Source organism: Alcanivorax xiamenensis (genome assembly GCF_009846745.1).
In the GTDB taxonomy this organism is placed as follows: domain Bacteria; phylum Pseudomonadota; class Gammaproteobacteria; order Pseudomonadales; family Alcanivoracaceae; genus Alloalcanivorax; species Alloalcanivorax xiamenensis.
Genome location: NZ_AQPF01000005.1, coordinates 24,643 through 44,714, shown reverse-complemented (window position 1 = coordinate 44,714; position 20,072 = coordinate 24,643). Strand labels below are relative to the sequence as shown.

Sequence of the window (20,072 nt, the reverse complement as noted above, 5' to 3'; positions counted from 1 at the left end):
TTGGCGGAAACGCCATTGTGGAGGATTTGACTATGCTGGCAGGCGACGCGGTTCGCAAGGTAGCCGTGGTGGGGGGCAACCGGATTCCCTTTGCCCGTTCCAATACGGTGTATTTCGGCGCAAGCAACCAGGACATGCTCACCGCCGCCCTCAACGGCCTGGTCGATCGCTTCAAGCTGCAAGGCGAGCGGGTCGGTGAAGTGGCCGCCGGCGCGGTGATGAAGCACTCCCGGGATTTCAATCTGGTGCGCGAGTCCGTGCTGGGCTCCCGTCTGGCGCCCGAGACCCCGGCCTATGACCTGCAGCAGGCCTGCGGCACCGGTCTGGAAGCGGCCATCCTGGCGGCCAATAAGATCGCGCTGGGGCAAATCGACAGCGCCATCGCCGGCGGCGTGGACACCACCTCCGACGCACCGCTGGGTGTGAACGAGGACGCCCGCAAGGTGTTCATGAACATCAACAAGGCGAAGACCAACGGCGAGAAAATCAAAGCGGCGCTGAAACTGCTCAACCCGAAGATGATCGTGCCGGACATCCCCCGTAACGCCGAGCCGCGCACCGGCCTGTCCATGGGCGAGCACCAGGCGATCACCGCCGCCGAATGGGGCATCAGCCGCGAGGATCAGGATGAGCTGGCCTGGCGCTCCCACCAGAATCTGGCCAAATCCTATGAGGAAGGCTGGCAGGAAGACCTGATCACGCCGTTCCAGGGCCTGGAGCGCGACAATAACATGCGTGGCGATTCCACCCTGGAAAAACTGGCCACCTTGAAGCCGGTGTTCGGCGGGCCGGAAGGCACCATGACCGCCGCCAACTCCACACCCTTGACCGACGGAGCCTCCGCGGTGTTGCTGGCTTCCGAGCAGTGGGCCGAGGAGCGCGGTCTGCCGGTGCAGGCGTACATCACCCACTGCGAAGTGGCGGCGGTGGATTTCGTCGGCAAGAAAGAAGGGCTGCTGCTGGCGCCGGCTTACGCGGTACCGCGCATGCTGGCCCGTGCCGGCCTGACCCTGCAGGATTTCGATTTCTATGAAATCCACGAGGCGTTCGCCTCCCAGGTGCTGAGCACTCTGAAAGCCTGGGAAGACGAAACCTTCTGCAAGGAGCGGCTGGGATTGGACAAGCCGCTGGGCAGCATCGATCGCAACAAGCTTAACGTGAAAGGCTCTTCACTGGCCGCCGGCCACCCGTTCGCCGCCACCGGCGGACGGATTCTGGCCAATGCCGCCAAGCTGTTGAACCAGAAAGGCTCTGGCCGCTGCCTGATTTCCATTTGCGCCGCCGGTGGGCAGGGCGTGGTGGCGATCGTCGAGAAGTAAGAATGCTGGCACGTCGGCACGCAACACGCTGGCACGCTAGGAAGAAGGATGGCGCGGTCTGTTGACCGCGCTATTTTTATCGGGTTGGGCCTTGACCTGACTCGCCTTGGTAACGCCTTATGTTGCGTGTTGCGTGTTGCGTGTTGCGTGTTGCGTGTTGCGTGTTTGTCACATCTTCCGCATCAACCCTTCCTGGGCCACCGAGGCCACCAGCTCCCCCCGCTGATTGAAAATCTGACCGCGATTGAAGCCGCGGCCATCGGTGGCGATGGGACTGTCGCTCTGGTAGAACAGCCAGTCATTGATATTCACCGGACGGTGGAACCACAAGGCGTGGTCCAGGCTCGCCATCTGATGGTCGCGAGTGAGGAAACTCAGGCCATGGGGCAGCATCGCCGTGCCCATCAAGCTGTGATCACTGACATAGGCGAGAATGCACTGGTGCAGTATCGGGTCCTCCGGCACGGTTTCCGGCGCGCGCATCCATACCTGGCGCAACGGCGGTGCCGGCTCCGGGCGCAAAGGGTGGCGTTTCACCACCGGCCGCATCTCCAGCGGCTTTCTTCTCAGCATGGCGTTGCGGAAATTCTCCGAGATATCCTCATGCTCCAGATACTGCCGGTTCAGTTCCTGCTCGGTGAGCAGACCGTCCGGGCCCTCGGGAACCGGGGCATCGCATTGGTGCGCGGGGCCTTCCGCCGGCAGGGTGAAAGACGCGGACAGATCAAAGATCGGGCGGCCGCGTTGCTCCGCGATCACCCGGCGGGTGGAAAATGTCTGACCGTCGCGCACCCGTTCCACCCGATAGATAATCGCTTCCCGGGCGTCTCCGGGGCGTAGAAAATAACTCTGCAAGGAATGGGCGGTGCGGCCGGGTACGCTGTGGCAGGCCGCGCGCAATGCCTGACCGAGCACCTGGCCGCCGAAGATACGGGGGCCAACAATGTTGCGGCCTTCGCCTTGATAGAGATCGGGTTCCAGTTCGGTGAGGTCAAGCAGTTGCAGCAAATCGGAAAGATCGGTATGCATGGAATCGCTCTTGTTCTTTGACGGTCTGGACAGCGGCATGGCTGCCGGAAAAGGCTCAAAGTGACCGGATGCGGCGGATATTGCAAGAGGGTAAAGGGGGTTGACGGTGTTAATAAAGGGTTAAGATTCCATTCAGGGAAGGTTAAGCGGTGGTGAATAAAGTGATTCCCGTACCCCAACGGAAGTGACTCAAAGGAGATAACCCATGCAAGCCAAGAAAGCGATTCTGACCGCCCTGTTTCTCGGTACCGCCACTCTGACCGCCGGCGCCCATGCCGACGACGTGGGCCCCGACCAGGCGATGAAACTGGTTCAGGAAGGCAAAGTGAAGTCCTTCGAGGAACTGAACAAAGCCGCCCAGGCCCAGCATCCCAACGCCAAGATCGAGGAAACCGAGCTGGAAAAAGAGTTTGGCGGCTATGTCTACAAAGTGGAGCTGCGTGATCAGGACAACGTACAGTGGGACGTTGAACTGAACGCCGCCAACGGTGAAGTGATTCGTAACGAACGGGACGACTGATGTCTTTACCCCTCCGCGGGGCGGCAACCGCCGCCCTGCTGGTCTTGAGCGGTTCGGTGCCGGCGTTGGATGTGGGGCACGATGAAGCCTTGCGCCTGAGGCAAGAGGGCCGCATCCAGCCGTTTGAACGGATTCTGGCCGAAGCGTTGCGCCAGTACCCCGGCGGACAATTGCTGGAGGCGGAACTGGAGCGCGAGGATGGCCACCTGATTTACGAGATCGAGTTGCTGACCCCGGATGGTGTGGTACGCGAACTGGAACTCGACGCCCGTACCGGCAACATTCTCAAGGATGACGTGGACGACTGATGCGCCTGCTTTTGGTGGAAGACAACGTGGCCCTGGCCGACCAGCTCAACCCGTTATTGCGTGATCACGGTTACGCGGTGGATTGGCTGGCGGATGGCCGCGATGCGCTGGTGCGCGTGCACGATGACCCTTATGACCTGGTGATTCTGGATCTGGGACTGCCCGGCCTGGGCGGCCTGGACGTGTTGAAACAATGGCGCCAGGAAGGCGTCACGGTGCCGGTGCTGATCCTCACCGCACGCGACAGCTGGGCGGAGCGGGTGGACGGTCTGCGCGCCGGCGCCGATGATTATCTGACCAAGCCGTTTCATCCCGAGGAGCTGCTGCTGCGAGTGCAGGCGGTGCTGCGCCGCAGTCATGGCAACGCCAACCAGACCTGCCTGAACGTGGGTGGCGTGGAACTGGACGAGGAGCGGCAAAGCGCCGTGCTGGAGGGCAGGGAAATAGCACTGACCGGTGCGGAATTCCGGCTGCTGCGTTATTTCATGCTGAACGCCGGCAAACTGCTGTCGCGGATGCAATTGGCCGACCATCTCTATGACGGCGAGAGCGAACGGGACAGCAACGTGCTGGAGGTTCATATCAACCGGGTCCGGCGCAAGCTGGGAGCTCCGGTGATCCAGACCCGGCGCGGGCAGGGGTATGTGTTCACGGGATTGCACCGGTGACCTCCATTGCCGGCCGCCTCGGCGTCAGTTTGTTCGTTAGCCTGTTGCTGGCCGGCATTCTGGTGGGGCAGGGCGCGCTATGGTGGCTGGACCAACGCCAACGGCAAGTGATGACCGCCAGTTTGCGCGATGAAGCGGTCAGTGTGCTGGCCGCGATTTCCCAAGGGCCTTCCGGGCTGCAGTTGGAGCAGCCGATGTTGGACCCGGCCTATCGCCAGCCGTTTTCCGGCCGCTATTTCACCGTGTCTTTTGATGACCACATCTGGCGTTCGCGGTCGCTGTGGGATCAGCGCATGGCGGACACTGAAAGTCTCGGCCTCGACAACGAACTGGTGCCGGGTCCGGATGGTCAGCAGTTGCTGCGCTATCGCGGCGACTACGAGATTCATGGCCGCAAACTGGCCATCGTGGTGGCCCAGGATTACACCCCGCAGCTTGAAAATTTCCGCAATACCCGCTCGGTGAGCCTGCTGGCATGGGTATTGATCCTGTCCGGCTTGGCGGCGGCGCAGCTTTGGTTGATCCGCCGGGGACTGCGGCCCCTCAATGAGGCCCGCCGCCAGATCGAGCAGTTAGGCGACGGGGAACGCACCGAGCTGGATTGCGACGTACCCACCGAATTACGGCCGCTGGTGCAGGAGGTGAACCGACTGTTGGGCCACACCGACCAGCAGTTGCGCCGTTCCCGGCACGCCATTGGTGATCTCGGACACGCATTGAAAACGCCTCTGGCGGTGCTGCGTAACCGCTGCGACGCCAACCTGCTGCGTGACCATCCGGATCTGTACCGCTTGCTGGACGAGCAACTGGCCCAGGTGGAGGACACCGTGCGCCGGGCGCTGAACCGGGCCAGGGTGGCCGCCGGCGCCACCCCCGGCACTCTGTTTCACCCGGATCAGGACCTGGTGGCGCTGCGGGATACCATGATCCAGGTTTACGGCGATCGTTGCCGCATCGAACTGATCGGCACCGAGCTACCACCGCAGCCGGTGGAGCGGGATGACATGCTGGAAGTGCTGGGCAACCTGATGGACAACGCCTGCAAGTGGGCCCGAGGGCGGGTGTTGGTACGCTTGTGGCGGGAGCCGGACGCACTGTGGCTGAGTGTCGAGGACGACGGCCCCGGCATTGAACCGGGGCGCCGTGATCAGGTGATTCGTAGAGGCGAGCGTCTCGATCAGCGCGTGGCCGGTCACGGTCTCGGGCTGGCCATCGTCAGCGACACCGCCGAGGCCTATGGTGGAGAACTGACTCTGGGGCACAGCGCGGCGCTTGGCGGTCTGATCGCCCGTGTGTGCTGGCCGCTCAGGTAGCGTCCTCGTCGAGGCGCAGGCCGGCGATCATCAGATCCACCGCCTGGTCGCTCACCGCTTCCATGTCATCCTGGTTCAGATAGATGCCGTCCAGCAGCAACCGGCTCAGACCGTGCAGGGTGGCCCAACTGGCCTGGGCCAGGCGCAGCGGATCCATGCCCGGCGGCAGGCGGGTGGCCAGCGGCGGCCGGTACATCAGATCGATATAGCGGCGAAAACAGCCATGGGCCACCCGGGTCAGCGATTCGGTGGGGCGTCCGGTCTTCCACAGAGTACGGCCGAACATTAATTCGTATTGCTCCGGGTCCTCGCTGGCGAAGCGCAAATAGGCGTGCACGAAGCGGCGCAGGCCGCCTACCGGTTCCGTTTCCAGATCCTCTTCCTCCATCAGCGCTTCCAGCTTGCGGAAGCCCTGTTCCGCCAGCGCGCACAGCAGCGCGTTCTTATCCTCGAAATGATGATAGGGCGCGGTGCGCGAGACCCCGGCCCGTTCCGCCAGACGCCTCAGTGACAGCCCCTCGATGCCCTGTTCACGCAGTAGCACGGCGGCTTCGCGCAGCAGCGTGGCATGCAGGTCGCCGTGGTGGTAGCGGGCGGTTTGGCTCATGGGGACTCCCGGGTATCTTGACAGTGTCAAGACAGTATCCTAACTTGACGGCGTCCAGATCAAGCCGCCGCCAATTTGGAGAGCCCTGATGAGCGATTACTCGCGACTGCTTTCGCCCCTGGACCTGGGGCACACACAACTGAAAAACCGGGTCATCATGGGGTCCATGCACACCGGACTCGAGGACCGTTTCTGGCAGTTTCCAAAGCTGGCGGCGTATTTCGCCGAACGCGCCCGTGGCGGTGTCGGTCTGATCGTCACCGGCGGTTTCAATCCCAACCGGCGTGGCTGGTTCTATCCACTGGCGGGTACCTTCAACAGCCGTCTGGATGTGCGCAATCATCGCCTGGTCACCGACGCGGTGCATCGCGAGGGCGGCAAGATCGTGCTGCAGGTATTGCACGCTGGCCGCTACAGCTACCACCCGCTCTCCGGTTCCGCGTCGGCGATCAAAAGCCCGATCAATCCCTTCAAACCCAAGGCCCTGTCCACCCGCGAAGTGCGCCGCACCGTGCAGGACTTCGCCCGCACCGCGGAGCTGGCCAAACAGGCCGGTTACGACGGTGTCGAGATCATGGGGTCGGAAGGTTATCTGATTAATCAGTTCACCGCGCCGCGCACCAACAAGCGCACCGACCAGTACGGCGGCTCGGCGGAAAACCGCCGACGTTTCCCGGTGGAAATCGTGGCGGAGACCCGGCGCCGCTGCGGTGATGACTTCATCGTCATGTACCGACTGTCCGCCATCGATCTGGTGCCGGACGGTTGTACCCGGGAAGAAGTGCTGGCACTGGCGCGGGAAGTGGAAGGTGCCGGCGCATCGTTGATCAATACCGGTATCGGCTGGCATGAAGCGCGGGTACCGACCATCGTGACCTCGGTGCCCCGGGCCGCGTTCGCGGAGGTGACCAAGCAGATCAAGGATCAGGTGTCGATCCCGGTGGTGGCCTCAAACCGTATCAACGACCCGGATGTGGCCGAGAATATCCTGGCTAATGGCTGGGCCGATGCGGTTTCGATGGCGCGGCCGATGCTGGCGGATCCGGAGTTCGTGCGCAAAACCGAGCAGGGGCGGGTGGATGAGATCAACACCTGTATCGCCTGTAATCAGGCCTGTCTCGATCACACCTTCGAATTGAAACGGGCGTCCTGTCTGGTCAACCCGCGCGCCTGCCATGAAACCGAACTGGTCTACCTGAAGACCGCCAACCCGAAGCGCATCGCGGTGGTGGGGGCCGGGCCCGCCGGTCTGGCCTGCGCCACGGTGGCGGCGGAGCGGGGGCACCGGGTCACGCTGTTCGATCAGGCGGATGCCATCGGCGGCCAGTTCAATATGGCCAAGCGAATCCCGGGCAAGGAAGAGTTCTACCATACGCTGCGCTATTTTCAGCGGCGTCTGGAGGTGACCGGCGTGGAGCTGCGTCTGGGCGGGCGTGTCACCACCGAGGAACTGCAACAGCAGGGCTTCGATGAAATCGTCGTGGCCACGGGCGTGGTACCGCGTACGCCGTCAATCCCGGGGGTCGATCATGCCAAGGTGGTATCCTACGTGGACGTCCTGCAGGGCAAGGTTCAGGTGGGAGAGAAAGTCGCCATCATCGGTGCCGGTGGTATCGGCTTCGATGTGGCGGAATTCCTCGCCGAAGCCCCCCGTGAAGGCCATCAGCCGTTGCCGGAATGGATGGAAGAGTGGGGCGTGGATTTCACCTCCGACGCGCGCGGTGGCCTGGTGGAAGCGGAACCTCCGAAGCCGCAACGGCGCCTGTACCTGTTGCAGCGCAAGGACAGCACCGTGGGCAAGGGGCTGAACAAGACCTCGGGCTGGGTGCATCGGGCCACACTGAAACAGCGTCAGGTGGAAATGCTGCCGGGTTGTGATTATCAGAAGGTGGACGATCAGGGGCTGCATCTGACAGTGAAGGGTGAAGCGCGGATACTGGATGTGGACCATGTGGTGCTGTGCGCCGGCCAGGAACCGCTGAAGGAACTGTACCGGGAAGGTGAAGAGAATCTTCACTTGATCGGCGGCGCGCAACTGGCGGCGGAGCTGGATGCCAAGCGAGCCATCCGCCAGGGCGCCGAACTGGCCGCCTCGTTGTAAAAAAGTCGCGGTCCGTGGACCCGGGCTGTCCCACCGTTGAGGGAGAGCCTGCGTACACGCAACACGCTAGCGCTCCGCTTTAGCCGCGAAGGGCGTGTTGGCGTGCCGGCGTGTTGCGTGTAAGCGTGCCAGTGAAACAGTGGTCCACGGACCGCCACATGTCACTTCAGCTCTTTTGAACTCAATCCCAGCACCCGTCGGGCGATCACCAGTTGCTGGATTTGCTGGGTGCCCTCGAAGATATCGAGAATCTTAGAATCGCGGGCCCATTTTTCCAGCAGCTCATCCTCGGTGTAGCCCAGGCTGCCCGCCAGTTCCACGCAACGCAGCGTGATGTAGTTGCCGACGCGGCCGGCCTTGGCTTTGCTGATCGACGCCTCCAGTGTATTGGCCTTCTTATTGTCCGCCATCCAGGCGGCCTTTACCGCCAGCCAATATGCCGCTTCCCAATCCGCTTCCATTCTGTAGATTTCCGCTTCCACCGCGGAGCAGTTATCCACCGGTTTGCCGTGGTCGTAGCTGATTTGTTTTTCGAGCAATTCCTTGATGCGTTCCAGAGACGCCTTGGCGCAGCCGATGGCCATGGCCGCCACCAGTGGGCGGGTGTTGTCGAAGGTCTCCATCACCCCGGCGAAACCTTTCTTGGTATCGATCTCCGGGCTGCCAAGTAGATTTTCCGCCGGCACCCGGCAATCCACGAAATTGATGGCGGCAGTGTCGGAGGCGCGGATGCCCAGCTTTTTCTCCAGGCGGGCCAGTTCCATGCCCGGTGTGCCCCAGTCCACCACGAAGGACTTGATGGCGGCGCGGCCCAACTGTGGATCCAGGGTCGCCCAAACCACCACGCAGTCGGCGCGCTGGCCGGAAGTGACAAAGATTTTCTCGCCGTTGAGAACGTAGTGATCGCCGTCCTTTTTCGCCGTGGTGCGAATGGCGGCGGAATCGGAACCGCAGCCCGGCTCGGTGATCGCCATGGCGGCCCATTTGCCCTTGAACCGCTCCAACTGTTCGTCATTGGCGACGGCGGCGATGGCGGCGTTGCCGAGCCCCTGGCGGGGCATGGCGAGCAAAAAGCCGGTATCGCCATAGCACATCTCCATGGCGCCCAGGCAAACACCCATGTTGGCGCCGTTTTTCACACTGCCGCCGTCCTCCACCTTGCCGCTGCCGGTGGTGGCGGCACCAGCGGAATTGGCCGGGTCGCCTTCGTTGAAGCCGTCCAGAACGGCGGCCAGCATATCCAGCTCCTTGGGGTACTCGTGTTCGCCGCGATCGTACTTGCGGGAAATCGGGCGGAGGGTACTGCGCGCCACCTGGTAGGCGTTATTGATCAGCGGTTTGAACTTCTTCGGAATCTCGATATTCATGTGGGTTTCCCTCCTTACAGGTGCAAGCCGCCAAAGGCGACGCCAACGGCACGCAAATCACGGTACCAGCGCTCCACCGGATACTCCTTGGTAAAGCCGTGGCCGCCGAGCAGCTGAACGCCATCGGTGCCGATTTTCATGGCTTTGTCCTTGACCAGAGTACGGGCCAGGTGCGCCTCGCGGCGGAACGGTTTGCCCTGTTCGGCACGGCACGCCGCCCGGTAGGTGAGCATGCGCATGGCATCCAGTTCAATGGCCATGTCGGCGATCATGAAAGCCACCGCCTGGCGGTGGCTGATCGGTTCACCGAAAGCGGTGCGTTCGTTACAGTAAGGAATCACATAATCCAGCACCGCCTGGGCGGTGCCGATCGCCAGAGCGCACCAGGCCAGAGTGCCCAGGTCGACGAAGGCGCGATAGTCAAAATCCTCGTCGCCCAGACGGTTCTGTTCCGGGACCCTCACTTCATCGAGGCGCAGAGGACGCTGGGCGCTGGCGCGAATCCCCATGGCGGGGTCCTCTCCCACGGTCAGGCCTTTGCTGCCGCCTTCGACGATGAACACCGCCGGTCCTTCATCGGTGGCCGCCGCCACCAGAAACAGCTCGGCTTCCGCGGCCAGCGGAACCAGGGATTTCTCCCCGCTGATGACCCAGTCGTCGCCATCGCGGGTGGCGTGGGTGTCCAGCAGCATGGGATCGAACAGCGGGCGGGGCTCCGTTACCGCGATGGTGGCCAGTGGCGCTTGTTCCTCGGCGAAGCTGCCCAGGTACTTGTCCTGCTGCGAGGCCGTGCCCCAGCGGGTCAGCGCATTGGCGACGCCCATGGGCGCCAGAATCGCCACCGCCTGACCCATGTCTCCCCAGCCCAGATCCTCGGCCACCAGCATGCTGGTGACGGTGGTGCTCTCGTTGGCGGCGCCGCCGAGTGCTTCCGGGACGGCGAAGAAATTCAGTCCCAGTTCCCGTGCCTGGCTCAGCACTTGCTCGGCGGTGCCCTGGTCATGGTCGGCCTGCTCCGCCTGTTCTCTCAGCACTTCGCCGGCGAAGGCCCGCACGCTGTCGCGGATCATCTGCTGCTCTTCGGTGATATTGAGATCGAACAGGTCGATGGTGGTGCCCGGCGCGCTCAGGCGCTCGGGCCGGTCCGCTTTGCGAGTGGACTTGAAGGCGCGGGCGGAGGTGGTGAGTACCTGGAAACCGCCCTTGGTCAGGCGATAGGCCAACCGCTCGGCGGTATGGCGCATGCCCAACCGGTCCAGCAGTTCGGAGGACGCCAGACGGTTAAGGGCGGTGAGTGCGTAGCCAATAGCATCTTTGGCCATGAGAATCCCCGTGGTCGTTATCGAATGATCCGATTATGGGGCAGACGGCCTTTCAGCAATTGACTGCCTCGACCAGAGGCGGCGGCAGCGCAGTCATGATCGTGACCGGGCAGTCTTGACGGTGATGGATTTGGGGTTGCCGGGTAGAGGGATGGGGACTCCATCAGGGGCACGGGTCTGTACGGAGGCCTTCGTACAGACCCGCTTCGCTCCGAGTTTGGACTCCAATAACGTCGACCGCTGGCACAGAAGGGGGCTACGAAGCGGCTGTGGGAAGCTTGCTTGCAAGCGAATGGGCTTCAGTCCCTCCAGATTCGCTTGCAAGCAAGCTTCCCACAGCGGTGTTGTGGCTGCCTTCGAATTTATGTCTCCAAGGCCAGAAGGACATCCGCACTTTTCGGTTACCGGACAGCGGAGCCGTGTTACGCCTTTGCGGGACCTGCTTCACGACGTTCCCGCAAAGGCGTAACACGGCTCCGCTGTCCCTGATGGAAGGCAATACGATTTCCCTCCATACCGCGATGAACCATAAAAAAGCCCGGCGCGAGGGCCGGGCTTTTCCAGGAGTCGAGAGACTCTCTGTTTGAAGCGGTTCCGATTAGTCCTGGAACTGAGCTTCTTTCACGGTCGCTTTCATGATCGCTTCCACGCGACGGTTCTGAGCGCGGCCTTCGCGAGTGCTGTTGTCAGCAATCGGCTTGGCTTCGCCGTAACCTTCCACGGAGATGCGGCTGGTGTCCACGTTGAAGTGATCAACCAGTACGTCTTTCACAGCATTGGCGCGCTGCTGGGACAGTTTCTGGTTGTAGCCTTCCGGACCGGTGCTGTCGGTGTGACCTTCCAGAACCAGGTTCGCGGACGGGTACTCGCGCATGCGGGTAGCCAGACCTTCCAGCTCGGGGTAGGAGGTTTGACGAACAACCGCCTTGTCGAACTCGAACTCCACGTACAGGGTTTCTTTAATGTCTTCGGTCAGGTAGAGCTGGCAGCCCACCTCGTCGACTTTGGCGCCTGCCGGGGTGTTCGGGCACTGGTCAGCGCTGTTCGGTACGCCGTCGCCATCGTCGTCCAGCTCACAACCGCGGGCATCAACTACCGCGCCGGCCGGAGTGTTCGGGCATTGATCACGATCATCCGGAACACCGTCGCCGTCGCTGTCGGTGGCCACATCGGTTACCGGAGCCGGCTTGGCAGCGCTGGAAGCGCCGATCAGCAGGTTCAGGCCGGCGTAAACCTGGCCGTCCCAACGCTCACTGCGGAAGCTGTAGGTCGGGCGTGCGCCTACGTCCAACAGGAAGTTGCGAGCCAACGCGGTTTGCACGCCGAATTCAACACCACCAACGGCTTCTTTGAAGTCGTTGCTGCTTTCGCTGTTGAACTCAGTACGGGTTTCACCGGCGTTCAAACCGACATAGGTTTCGAACGGGGAAGCGTCACCACGGAAGTGCTTACGCAAGCTTACGAAGTTGTTGCGCAGGTCCACGCTGTTGTAGTTGTTGCGTTCCCACCATGCCTGGATGGACCAGTCACGGTTGAAGCGGTAACCCAGTTGCGCGCCCGGCAGGGTCACGGTGTCGGTGGTAACACCGGGAACGTTGTCGTCGATATACCCGTCACCCTCATAGTGATCGCCGATGTCCATCCAGCTTTGGCTGACGTGACCGCCGAGGTAGAAATACCGGTCGGGGATATCCGCGGCCGTGGCGACGCTCGCCACGGAGACGGAGGCCAGTGCAATGCTGGAGGCAAGAAAACGTTTAGCGTCCATAACTCCTTCCTTTTTATCGTGTAGGCAGAACAAACACGGGAACAGTTTGTCATGCATATTTTAGGAGTAAATGGGGCGGCGCTTATTAATAAGAAAATTTACAAACACATGTCATACAGCGACATGAAAGGCGTCACTTTGTGAATTATTGGTACTAAATGGTTGTGTTTTGTATAGGTAATGAGGGTTAGTTTTGGCTGGTGCGTTGACGGAGATCATTCCGGCTTTGATATAGCGTGTAATCGGCTTCATTCAGTAGAGCATTGAGACTGGGGCCGGTGTTCTCCGTACTGGCCACACCGAGGCGAACTTCAAACTGCAGGCCCTCCTCGATCCCCGGCACCTGTATGCTGGTGACCAGCGCACGCAGGCCCTCCGCCATGTGGAGGGCGTCGTGCTGGCTGGTATGAGGCAGTACCAGAAGGAACTGGGCGCCGTCGATGCGTCCGAACAGGTCACTTTCGCGAATCTTGTCGCGGATGCGGTCAGCGAACACCCGCAGCAACCGGTCGGCGGCGCGCCGGCCGTAACGGTCAGCCAGATCGGTGAAATCGGCCACATCCAAAAGTAAAACGGAAACCACATAATCGTGGCGCTGACTCAAGGAAAGTTCCCGCTCCAGCATGCTCAATAAATGCGGGCGATTGAACAAGCCGGTGAGGTGATCCTCGCGTACCTGTTGCTGCAGGGTGCGGTTTTCCCGCCGCAGGGAGGAAACACGCAACAACAACGGATAGCCGAGCGGCGGCAGCAACAGCAGGGGAATCAGCAACGCCAGGCAGATCGCGGACAGCCAGTCCCGTTCGCCGGTAAGCAAGACACCGATACTGGTGATAAGGGACGATAGCAGCAGACCGCAAAAAGTGATCAGGGCGGTCATGCGCAGGGCGTAGAAGCGGTCTCCGGTTCTGATCGGTGTCGGCGAATCCGAATGATCACTATGAACCGACGCCATGATATCCCCCAGAAAAAAGATTAATTCTTAGAAGCTGAGAGTATCCGGGCAGGTGGGGGCGGGTGCAAGTTCCCGGGCTTGACCCGGCATCTCCCCCTGGATGGCGCGCTACTTCGCAGAGGGAGATGCAGGACACCTCCGGCATGAGGTTTTTCAAAGGCGCCCTAATGGACCGCGCTGTGCAGCAGCACCTCGGGTTGGAGAACGCCGGAATCGAGAAGCAGGGTTTCCGGTTCGCACACCACCGACAGATCCTTGGCGGCAAGTGCGTCGAGAATGCGCGCGCGCATGCGCAGACTTTGCATTATGGAGGTTTCCGCCAGCAGCACCGCGAACTGGCCATGGCCGAGGTAGGCCACCATATCCTGTTCGCGCACCAGGGCGGCCAGGGAGTCGGCCAGTCGCTGGCGGCGGTCGCGGCGTTCCAGACCGGTGCCACGCAGACGCAAAATAGTGGCGCCGAGGCCGTAATTGCGGCAGCGTTGGCGTTCTTTCTCGAGCATCCGGGACCAGCCGGTAACATCAAGAATACCGGTATCCGGATCACGGCCGTCATCGTCGAGAAAGTCGCTGACTCTTTGCTGGTTGAGCAGCGAAAGATTCCACGACAGGGCGGTTTCCAGCAGGAACGCCTGGCGTTTCAGGGAGGGCAGTATGTGATCGGTCAGATGGGGCTGCGGTTCCGGATCCAACGCGCAAAGCACCGCCAGCAGGCGATTCTCGTCGCCATACAGCGGTAGCCGCAGACAGGCGCCCACTTTCATCGGCCGATTCAACGGGTAAGGAGGTGAATGAGCCTGGGTGTCCAACAGAACGCTTGCGTCGGCGTGGGTTGACGAACCGGTTCGGCCGCGGGCCTCCGGCCATCTGAAGTGCTCGCCAATGGTCAAGGCATAGCCGCTGCCGTTGCTGCGCAGCAGGCGCCAGTCGTCACCGGTTTTACGAATCAGCATCCACAGGGACAGGCCATAGCGTTCGCGCAGATCCCGTAGCTGAGTGTCAACAAACCGATGGAATGAGTGTGTTTTCCCCCACAACATATTTAAACACCGTTTGCTTGTGATATTTTTTGTATATTGTGGGGCGGAAGCCATTTTCTGACAACCGTCACCTTTGGTCTTCGCGAAACGCCTGGCCTGGTGGCGGCGATATTATCCCCGCCAGCCGGATACTCGAAGCCGCGTCCCCCAAAATGCGTCGCGTTCATTCTCGAAGCCAAGGATCCGCCTACCCCACAACACCCGTTTTAAATTCGGCATCGTTCATGCCGCAAACATCGCCGTTCCCGGGAGTATTTTCCTGGAACCGGACCGGATAGTGGCAAAAACGAGCGCCTCCTGCGCCGGGCGGTATCACAACTTCCACCAATTCGGAGATGCGCACCGACGTTAGCCGCTTTCCCCGGCGTTCTTACGGAAATAACGCCGCGCCGCCTGGTTCACCTTGGGTGCCAGCACGAGAGAAGCGGTCATGGTGGGAATCGCCATGAGAGCATACATGGTGTCCACCACACTGATCACCGTATTCAGCGATGCAATGGCGCCGAGTACTATTAAAAAAAGGTAAAACCATACGTAATGATGCTGATGCCGGGCTCCGATCATGAATCCCAGGCATTTACTGCCGTAGTACCAGAATGTCAGTACCGTACTGAAAGCCAATACACTCACGGTGAGTGCCATGACCACCGATCCGGCCTCGTCGAACAGACTGCCGAAGGCCGCGGCGGTCAGCGAGACGCCGTCATTGTCGCCGCTGGTCCAGACACCGCTGATCAGAATCACCAGGGCGGTGCAGGTGCACACCACCAGGGTGTCGATGACCGGGCCGAGCATGGCCACCAGGCCCTCGCTGACCGGCTCGCGGGTACGGGCGGCACCATGGGCCATGGCTTCGGTACCGATGCCGGCCTCATTGGAGAACGCGGCGCGCCGGAAGCCGGTGATGATCATCGCGCCAATGGCGCCACCGGCCACCGCCTGCCCGGTGAAGGCGTCGACGACGATCAGTTCCAGAGTGGGCAGAATCTGCTCGCTGTGGCTGATCAGCACCACACCGGTGAGGCTCAGATAGCTGAGTACCATGGCCGGCACCAGGGTGGCGGTGACCCGGGCCAGACGCGGCAGTTTACCGGCCACTACTCCGAGCACCAGGATCGCCAGCACCGCCCCGAGTCCGAGGTCGAATAAAAAGTGTTTATCATCGGTGGTCCAGCCGGCGGGAGTGGCGATTACGTCCCGTACCACCTGGGCTAGTTGATTGACCTGGAAGATTGGCATGGTGCCGAGCAGGCCGGCGAAGGCGAAAAAGTAGGCCAGCGGACGCCAGCGCCGTCCCATGCCTTCGCGGATAATGTACATCGGCCCGCCCTGAAGGGCGCCTTCGCTGTCCTTGCCCCGGTACATTACCGCCAGAGTGCAGGTATAGAATTTGGTGGCGATACCGAGCAGGGCGCTCATCCACATCCAGAAAATGGCACCGGGACCGCCAGTGGCGATGGCGACCGCCACCCCACCCACATTGCCCATGCCCAGAGTACCGGACAACGCCGTGCTCAGCGCCTGGAAATGGGATAGTGAACCCTGGTCGTCACGGTCCGGTGGCTTGAACAGCAGCCGCAGACCATGGCCGAGGTAACGATAGGGTAGCAGGCGGGAATAAAGCAGGAAGAACAAGCCTCCGCTCACCAGCAACGTGACCAGTGGCGGGCCCCAGACAAAGCCTACGATCTTTCCCAGTACCAGCTCGAGTTGTGATTGTGGTTCATCCATGAAGCTTCACTCTAAGGGCCTGTTTGCGATCTGTACACCGCGGTGCTGGCGTACCGATCGCAAACAGGCCCTTGGAATGAAGCCTGGAATCGCGGGTCTGGATCAATCGCGCAGGGCGCCGACGCGGGCGAAACGCTGCCGGTAATGGCTTGGTGACAGGCCGGTGTGGCGCTTGAACAGGCGGGAGAAACTGCTCACGTCCTGATATCCGACTTGTTCCGCCAGGGTACCCAGGTTGGTGGCGCCACGTTCCAGCATCTTGCGCGAGGCCTCGATCCGTACCCGCTGCAAATATTGCAGGGGCGGCTCGCCGAGGGCGGCGATAAAGCGCCGCTGCAACTGCCGGGGGCTCAGATGCACGCGCTGAGCCAGATCGGCCAGAGTGGTGGGATCGGCATAGTGCTCGTGCAGCCAGGACTGCACCAGTTGCACCTGCTCGTCGCGATGATAGGTCTTGGCCGGCAGGCCGGCGTAGATGCTCTGCGGGTCGTTGCGCACGTCGATGACGAACGACTTGGCCAGTTCCCGCGCCATATCGGCACCACAATAGCGTTCCACCAGTAGAATGGTCAGATCCCGCCAGGCGGTACCGCCGCCGGCACAGAAGATATTGCCATCCCGGGTGATCAGCTCGCGCTCGTTCAGGTTCACTTGCGGGTAGCGTTGACGGAACAGCGGACTGTAGCCCCAGTGGGTGGTGGCGCGGCGGCCGTCCAGAAGACCCGCCTCGGCGAGCAGAAAGGCGCCGGTGCAGTTACTGGCCAGGTCGGCACCGCCGGCATGCAGGAAACGCAGCCATTCCAGGGTGTCTTGTTCCGCTTTGAGTACGCTGGTGATCTCGTTGCCGATGGTCGGTACCAGCACCAGATCGCTGCTGTCCACCCGCTCGATGGCGTTATCCACCGCCAGCCGCAGCCCGGCGTTGCAACGCACCGGCTGACCGCCACGGGAGACCACCTGGACCTTGAATTGCCGGTCCAGAGGCAGACCATGGATGCGGTTCCAGGTCACGCCAGTGAGATTGAGCAGATCCACCACCCCTGCCAGGGCGGAGGCGAAAACGCCGTCATAGGCCAGGACGCTGACTTGATACATTGTTGTCCTTGGTAGGTTTGTCGCGAATCACCATAAATAAGTCATAGGCGACAATACCAGCCCTGGAGGAAGGGTGCCATTATTACTTCGATTACTCCTGAATCCTGTGGTCATGGCCGGGCGACGTTGCTGGAAGCCGGCGGTGACCTTGCCAACAGGCGCTGATTCAGCCGGGCCTTGCCCGCGCAAGTCGTATATCGTCATCAGGCTCGGGAGCCTGCTTCGCAGGCATGCTATGACGGTACTTCAAACCCCGGACCTCAAGGTCCGGGGTTTTTTTTGAACTGAACAGGCTGACCGTGATTTGTGGACCACTAATGTCCTGTCTCATAAATTTAAGAGGCTTTGGCGCCCGAATGCCAATTCCTTGGTGGTGGCCAGTTCGTCGGCGTAGGGGGCATGAATTCGAGCTGTCTTCGCAAGCCAGCTCGCTTCCCACAGAGGGGCTATGAAGCCTCTGTGGGAAGCTGCCTTGGCAGCGAATCGGCAAGGCGAGCCAGTGTGTTGCGTGTAAACGGGCTGGCGGATAGTAGCGGTCCGGGGCCGCGGCAGCTCACAAATTCTCATAGCGGTTCAGGTCCAACACCCCGGCCTGGATCGGCTCATGCTCCCGCAGGTAGTCCCCCAGATCGTCAAAGTAACGCCAGAATTCAGGATGGGTGCGGCGCACGCCGAAACGCCGCACCAATTGCTCGAAGCCGTCCTCGCCATCGGCCTGTTCCATCGCCTGAACGAAGTCTTCCAACTCGCCCTCCCGCAGATGGAACATGAAATTCGGATAGCTGGCGAGAACGCCGGGGTACATCGTCACGGTGTCCAATTCGGGCTGATAGCGCAGCGATTCGCCCATCATGAACGCCACGTTACTGTGGGCACGGTTGCGCAGCAGGGTGTACACCGCCAGGTCGCCGTTTTCGCCACGCACCTGCAGCAGGGACACTTCCGGCAGGTGATCGATCACCGGCAGGTCGTCGGCCCGCCGCGACGCCAGCACGCTCAGCGCCTGCTGCACGCGCTGTTCCAGACCGTTGGTGCCGGGCAGGGCGCAGTGCTCGTCCTGGCAGCGGTTCAGCGGGTCCGGGCGGGCATTGAGATGGGCGAAACGGGTCAGCAGCTCGCCGTCGAATTCCTGCTTGGGCGTGCTGGTGCCATAGTCGATGCCGGTGGGGGTGTCGGTATCGACGCTGGCGTAACTGATAAAGAGTTTGAGTTTACCAGTGTTCTGGTACCAGTCATCGAGCACCGGTTTGCGCGCCGCCGGCGGCAGGTAGCGCAGCATGTTCTGCTCGGAGCCATTGCGGATCAGGTCGAAGTACAGGCGGGTCTGGGCCTGGTGGGAAACCGAACCGAACACGTCGAAATTCACCACCAGTGCATAGTAAGTGCGTTCGAACAGCGGGTAATCCATGACCCAGGTGGTCAGCGGCAGGTCGCCGATCAAACCACGGCGCACCGAGGCGCTGTCATGGTGGCGGAAGATGGTCAGCAACGCGTTGCTGTTGTCACCATCGCCGTCCCAAATGGTGTCCCAGCCAGGGCCGCCGGGGGCGTATCGGGCATAGGCCTGTTGACGCTCGCGCAGGTAGCGATTGCGTTTGTGCTTGTACTTGAGCCACTGTGGTCCCAGCGAAATCAAATCGTCGTGCTGGCCGGGCAGGCCCAATAGCGGTGTGGCCTGACGTTGATAGTCGGCGTCGTCCACATAAAGGTCGTGGTCCGGATCCTGGAACACCGCCCAGAACTGGTCGCGGATCACATCGGTGGCGATTTGTCCCCGGCAGACCGGACCGCGAATGAAAGTACGCACGAAGTACTCGGCGTCGTCCAGCATGATCTGGTAACGGGCACGGGCGGGAATGGCCTGGAACGTTTCGAAGGGATTGGCGCGGGCATCGGCATCATAGCCGGGCAGCGTTTCCAATTCCCACGGCGTATCGAAGAACAGAGACTCCATGCGCTCGCGTTTGGCGTCGTTGAGCGCGTAGGTAATGTGGGTCTTGTGGATGATGGTCTCGGTGATCGGTTGCAACCGGTACCAGAACGGACCGCCGGGATCGCCGTTGGGTCGGCGTGTGGCCACCGGCTCTATCGGTTCGCCCGGGGGGGTATGTGAACGCACCAGAGAAAAGAAGTGTCGCGGGCGGTTGGGGCCGTGGTTATCGAAATAAAGATGGGCCAGGAACAGGTGCTCGTAAACCCAGCGGGCGACCAGACGTTGGCGCGGACGGTCACGGTTAAGCCAACCCTCCCAGGCCCGGATCCGGTTCTGTTCCTCCAGTGTCAGCTTCACCGGCGTAGCTTGCAGCGGCGCGCCCTGGGCCAGCCAGCGTGTCAGCAGATCGAATTCCCGGTCGCTCAACGCCGGCAGGCCCAGAGGCATGCCTTCCAACGGGTGTTCGCGGGCGTAGTCCGCCATGTCCTCCGGTGCCGGACAAACGTTGGTGCGCCCCAATCCCAGTTGAATGTCCTCGGGCAGTTTACCGTTTGGCTCGAAGCGCTGGTGTTGGCCCAGTACCAGCATCTGATAAAGCAGCCCCTCGTCCATGGTCTGGCTGCCTTCCAGCACCGAGAAGAAACCGCGATTGCGCCATTCACCGGAGCTGCCCGCGTCAATGAACAGACGGGACGGCGTCGCCGCCGAGGTGCGTTGGCCGTTATACACCGGTGTCTGGCTGGCGCCCCGGGCCAGCCCTTCCGGCGATTCCAGTTTCAATTGGCAGGGGGCGTCATAGCAGCCGTGGCAGGCGATGCAGCGCTGTTCCAGAATCGGTCTGACCTGCTGTTGAAAGGAGACCGGCTGAGTCGATCCGGAGGAGGGCGTGGTGGCGCCAATGCTGATCAGAGGCGCGAGAAACGCCATGGCTCCCAACAGAGCCTGTTGCAAATTTGCCACCTGGGTTCCCTCCGGTCGTGATTCGTTCGTCGCTCA

The 20,072-nt window shown here is 61.6% G+C and carries 16 protein-coding genes; 6 read left to right on the top strand and 10 right to left on the bottom strand.

All coding sequences use genetic code 11. The annotated features are described in order from the left end of the window. The first annotated feature begins 32 nt into the window (after nucleotides 1-32). Complete coding sequence (locus A6D6_RS05330) at nucleotides 33-1,319, top strand: acetyl-CoA C-acetyltransferase (protein ID WP_133490574.1); 1,287 nt, start codon at nucleotides 33-35, stop codon at nucleotides 1,317-1,319. 168 nt (nucleotides 1,320-1,487) lie between these two features. Here the strand turns inward: A6D6_RS05330 and A6D6_RS05325 are convergent, their stop codons facing one another. Continuing rightward, entirely contained in the window at nucleotides 1,488-2,348 is an 861-nt protein-coding gene (locus tag A6D6_RS05325; protein WP_159660151.1) for an acyl-CoA thioesterase, read from the bottom strand. A gap of 205 nt (nucleotides 2,349-2,553) precedes the next feature. On the opposite strand from A6D6_RS05325, the gene A6D6_RS05320 reads away from it, so the two are divergent. The 4 genes from A6D6_RS05320 to A6D6_RS05305 are packed head-to-tail and all read left to right on the top strand — an operon-like array spanning nucleotide 2,554 to nucleotide 5,157. Then, nucleotides 2,554-2,868 carry a PepSY domain-containing protein gene (locus A6D6_RS05320; RefSeq protein WP_133490576.1) on the top strand — a complete coding sequence of 105 codons (315 nt, stop codon included), beginning with the start codon at nucleotides 2,554-2,556 and terminating at the stop codon, nucleotides 2,866-2,868. Then, entirely contained in the window at nucleotides 2,868-3,176 is a 309-nt protein-coding gene (locus A6D6_RS05315; protein ID WP_166642999.1) for a PepSY domain-containing protein, read from the top strand. The genes A6D6_RS05320 and A6D6_RS05315 overlap by 1 nt, the downstream gene beginning before the upstream one ends. Continuing rightward, nucleotides 3,176-3,844 (top strand): response regulator transcription factor, encoded by a 669-nt coding sequence (locus A6D6_RS05310; RefSeq protein WP_133490577.1) that lies wholly within the window; start codon nucleotides 3,176-3,178, stop codon nucleotides 3,842-3,844. Before A6D6_RS05315 ends, A6D6_RS05310 begins: the two co-directional genes overlap by 1 nt. Then, nucleotides 3,841-5,157 carry an ATP-binding protein gene (locus tag A6D6_RS05305; RefSeq protein WP_133490578.1) on the top strand — a complete coding sequence of 439 codons (1,317 nt, stop codon included), beginning with the start codon at nucleotides 3,841-3,843 and terminating at the stop codon, nucleotides 5,155-5,157. Before A6D6_RS05310 ends, A6D6_RS05305 begins: the two co-directional genes overlap by 4 nt. Here A6D6_RS05305 and A6D6_RS05300 read toward each other — a convergent pair. Continuing rightward, the gene (locus A6D6_RS05300; protein ID WP_159660150.1) at nucleotides 5,150-5,764 is read right to left on the bottom strand and encodes a TetR/AcrR family transcriptional regulator; all 615 of its coding nucleotides are present in this window, start codon (nucleotides 5,762-5,764) and stop codon (nucleotides 5,150-5,152) included. The two genes, A6D6_RS05305 and A6D6_RS05300, sit on opposite strands and share 8 nt — an antisense overlap. 88 nt (nucleotides 5,765-5,852) lie before the next feature. Between A6D6_RS05300 and A6D6_RS05295 the strand changes: the two genes are divergently transcribed. Next, nucleotides 5,853-7,865 carry an NADPH-dependent 2,4-dienoyl-CoA reductase gene (locus A6D6_RS05295; protein ID WP_159660149.1) on the top strand — a complete coding sequence of 671 codons (2,013 nt, stop codon included), beginning with the start codon at nucleotides 5,853-5,855 and terminating at the stop codon, nucleotides 7,863-7,865. 161 nt (nucleotides 7,866-8,026) lie between these two features. Here A6D6_RS05295 and A6D6_RS05290 read toward each other — a convergent pair whose 3' ends face one another. The 8 genes from A6D6_RS05290 to A6D6_RS05255 form a co-directional block, all read right to left on the bottom strand. Next, nucleotides 8,027-9,232 carry an acyl-CoA dehydrogenase family protein gene (locus A6D6_RS05290; RefSeq protein ID WP_159660148.1) on the bottom strand — a complete coding sequence of 402 codons (1,206 nt, stop codon included), beginning with the start codon at nucleotides 9,230-9,232 and terminating at the stop codon, nucleotides 8,027-8,029. 14 nt (nucleotides 9,233-9,246) lie between these two features. Further along, nucleotides 9,247-10,554 carry an acyl-CoA dehydrogenase family protein gene (locus A6D6_RS05285; protein WP_159660147.1) on the bottom strand — a complete coding sequence of 436 codons (1,308 nt, stop codon included), beginning with the start codon at nucleotides 10,552-10,554 and terminating at the stop codon, nucleotides 9,247-9,249. A 598-nt stretch (nucleotides 10,555-11,152) separates the two neighbouring features. After that, nucleotides 11,153-12,322: an OmpA family protein gene (locus tag A6D6_RS05280; RefSeq protein ID WP_159660146.1), complete on the bottom strand. Its 1,170-nt coding sequence runs from the start codon at nucleotides 12,320-12,322 to the stop codon at nucleotides 11,153-11,155. Nucleotides 12,323-12,509: 187 nt separating this feature from the next. Next, nucleotides 12,510-13,277, bottom strand: a complete 768-nt coding sequence (locus A6D6_RS05275) for a GGDEF domain-containing protein (protein WP_133490584.1) — start codon at nucleotides 13,275-13,277, stop codon at nucleotides 12,510-12,512. 164 nt (nucleotides 13,278-13,441) lie between these two features. Further along, nucleotides 13,442-14,317, bottom strand: coding sequence for a GAF domain-containing protein (locus tag A6D6_RS05270; protein ID WP_159660145.1), 876 nt, complete (start codon nucleotides 14,315-14,317; stop codon nucleotides 13,442-13,444). Between the two features lie 348 nt (nucleotides 14,318-14,665). Beyond that, entirely contained in the window at nucleotides 14,666-16,048 is a 1,383-nt protein-coding gene (locus A6D6_RS05265; RefSeq protein ID WP_133490586.1) for an alanine/glycine:cation symporter family protein, read from the bottom strand. Nucleotides 16,049-16,150: 102 nt separating this feature from the next. Beyond that, entirely contained in the window at nucleotides 16,151-17,143 is a 993-nt protein-coding gene (locus tag A6D6_RS05260; protein WP_133490587.1) for a GlxA family transcriptional regulator, read from the bottom strand. Nucleotides 17,144-17,696: 553 nt separating this feature from the next. Next, nucleotides 17,697-20,036, bottom strand: coding sequence for a fatty acid cis/trans isomerase (locus A6D6_RS05255; protein ID WP_159660144.1), 2,340 nt, complete (start codon nucleotides 20,034-20,036; stop codon nucleotides 17,697-17,699). Nucleotides 20,037-20,072: the final 36 nt, after the last annotated feature.